The sequence below is a fragment of the Clostridioides sp. ZZV15-6598 genome, from assembly GCF_020657705.1.
GTDB lineage: Bacteria > Bacillota > Clostridia > Peptostreptococcales > Peptostreptococcaceae > Clostridioides > Clostridioides difficile_F.
The window spans coordinates 1-228 of record NZ_JAGWCS010000390.1 but is presented as its reverse complement, the minus strand read 5'-3'; the positions used below and the strand labels follow the sequence as shown (position 1 = coordinate 228).

The window sequence follows — 228 nt, the reverse complement described above, 5'->3', positions numbered from 1 at the left end:
CTTATCTTTTTTATAACTTCGTTTGGTCTTGTTCCATATCCTACTAAATCACCTACACAAACTACCATATCTATATTATGTACCTTTATATTATCTAGTACTGCATCCAAAGCATAAATATTGCTGTGTATATCTGATATAGCTGCTATTTTCATAAACAATTTTCTCCTATTACATTTTCTTTGATTTTCTTTGGTTTACTTTTTCTATTGTTTCTTTAACTCTTGA

1 protein-coding gene is annotated in these 228 nt (G+C 27.6%); it reads right to left on the bottom strand.

Annotated elements, in window-relative coordinates; all coding sequences use genetic code 11:
- Positions 1 to 155 (bottom strand): metallophosphoesterase family protein (locus KGF50_RS22655; protein WP_227850027.1); only part of this gene is annotated, 155 nt, incomplete at its 3' end.
- Positions 156 to 228: the final 73 nt, after the last annotated feature.